Here is a 1594-nt window from a genome sequence, read left to right as displayed (position 1 = left end):
CGCCGTCACGGCCGCCACCAGCCGGGCCACGTGCTCAGGGGTGCTCGCCAGACCGGCACTGACGCGAACCGCGCTGTCGTGCTCCTCCGACCCCTCCTCGAGCAGCGTGTCGACGAGGATGTGCGCGCAGAACTTGCCGGCCCGCACCCCGATGCCGTGCTCTGCCGACAGCGCTGCCGCCACCAGCTGGCTGTCGAGCCCGTCGACGGTGAACGTCACGACCGGCCCGCGCGCGGTGGCCTCACCGAACAGCGAGTAGGTCTGCACCCCGTCGATCGTGCGCAGGCCGTCGCGCAGCGCCTTCGTGAGAGCAGCCTCGTGGGCGTCGATGGCGGCCCGGTGCTCGCGGATCGTCGCGCACGCAGCCGCGAGCGCCACCGCACCGAGCACGTTCGGGCTGCCGGCCTCGTGGCGGGCAGCACCCGTCGCCCAGCGGGTCGACTCGGGTGTGACCTGCGCGGTCGCGCCGCCACCCGCGAGGTAGGGCGCCGCGGCGTCCAGCCAGTCGCTGCGCCCGGCGAGCACCCCGGTGCCGTACGGGGCGTGCAGCTTGTGACCCGAGAAGGCGACCCAGTCCACGTCGAGCGCCGCCAGGTCGAGCGGGCGGTGGGCGGCCGACTGCGCGGCGTCGAGCAGCACGCGCGCGCCGTGGCGACGGGCGATGGCCGTCAGGGACTCGACCGGCCAGAACTCGCCGGTGACGTTGCTCGCAGCCGTCAGCACGACCAGGGCTTGGCGCGGGCGCCGAGCGGTGCCGGCCGGCAGGTCACGAAGGGCGCTCTCCAGCAGGACCTCGGCATCGCGGGCGCCGCCCGGCACGGGCAGGCGCACCGTGCCCCGCTTGGACCACGGCAGGAGCGTCGCGTGGTGCTCGGAGTTGAACACGATGACGGTGGTGCCCCGCGGCAGGGCCCGCGCGAGCAGGTTCACCGAGTCGGTGGTGCCGCGGGTGAACACGACGACGTCGTCCTCACGGGCACCGACGAAGCGGGCCACCTCGTCGCGAGCCGCCTCGTAGTGGGCGCTGGTCACCCGCGAGAGCCACCCCGTGCCGCGGTGGACGCTGGAGTACGTGCGGGTCGCCGACTCCACGGCGCTCGCTACCCGCTCGAAGGCCGGGGTGGATGCCGCGTGGTCGAGGTTCGCGTAGTCGACCCAGTCACCGGACAGGGTCGGCACGAGGCCGGCGCGAACCACCGGGGGCAGGCCGGCCTGGTCGAGGCCGGCGGCCCCCCGGTGCGCCGGGTGCGCGAGGCGCGCCACGGCATCCGACCCGGCCCGGGGAGCGAGCAGGGCGACATCGGGGACGGCCCGCAGCCTCGGGCGGCGGTGGAAGGAGTGGGACTGGGTGCTCGGGGCGATCGACACGATGGAGGTCTCCGTCGGGACTGTGGACCTCGGGTGACCCCGTGATCCGCGCTTGCCGGCGCCGGTTTCGACGTCGACCAGGTCGTCACCCGGAGCACCCCACCGCGGAAGGAGGGTTGCTGACCAACGAGCCGGGGCTTGTCGCTGGCACTCATGACCTACGTCGGAAATCGTAGGAGCGGATGCCGCGCCACGGCATCCGCGGTCCACGACGCGAGACACCCCC

General features: G+C 74.3%; 1 protein-coding gene and 1 riboswitch. The gene reads right to left on the bottom strand.

Annotation, left to right across the window (positions count from 1 at the left end):
* The coding region (locus tag PLL68_RS13510) for an aminotransferase class V-fold PLP-dependent enzyme (RefSeq protein ID WP_324534935.1) at positions 1-1368 on the bottom strand (1368 nt) is incomplete at its 3' end.
* A gap of 43 nt (positions 1369-1411) precedes the next feature.
* A riboswitch (SAM riboswitch) is annotated at positions 1412-1527 on the bottom strand.
* Positions 1528-1594 lie beyond the last annotated feature (67 nt).

The organism is Ornithinibacter sp., from assembly GCF_035443565.1.
Lineage (GTDB): Bacteria > Actinomycetota > Actinomycetes > Actinomycetales > Dermatophilaceae > Fodinibacter.
The sequence above is the reverse complement of the archived record's forward strand: the minus strand, read 5'-3'. Positions and strand labels throughout refer to the sequence as shown.